The following is a 383-nucleotide window of genomic DNA, read 5'->3' as shown; positions in this document are numbered from 1 at the left end:
ATCCAATAATGCTTCCACAGGATTTTTACGGACAATACGTGCACTGGCTATCTTTGGTACATCTGAATAAAACTGAAAAGGATGCTTGTATTGGCACCCTGCTGACATACGATTCATAGCCCCATTACCATTTGTTGTTTCAGCGAAAATGTCTTCAATTAGATTTTCTGTTAAGTCATAAAAAATGTGATAACATTGCGCTGTCATCTCACCCATACTGACTTTAGGAGTAACAACTCGAAATAGCTGTTCACCATCGGGGGTTGGAACTTTAATGATGCTCATACCATCTATTTCTATGCCGTGTGGAGCAAACAACGGATAGCTAAACGTAAATGCAAATAAACCGTTGAGTTCTTCCTCAACAGCTGCATGATAGATAT

The 383-nt window shown here is 39.2% G+C and carries 1 protein-coding gene; it reads right to left on the bottom strand.

The window, feature by feature from the left end; translation table 11 throughout:
- Positions 1-383 (bottom strand): phage tail spike protein (locus ACQRBL_RS30050; protein WP_427736201.1); only part of this gene is annotated, 383 nt, incomplete at both ends.

It is taken from the genome of Bacillus sp. AF62 (genome assembly GCF_050312695.1).
Taxonomy (GTDB): Bacteria; Bacillota; Bacilli; order Bacillales; family Bacillaceae_G; genus Bacillus_A; species Bacillus_A cereus.
This window is presented reverse-complemented; position numbering and strand designations above follow the sequence as displayed.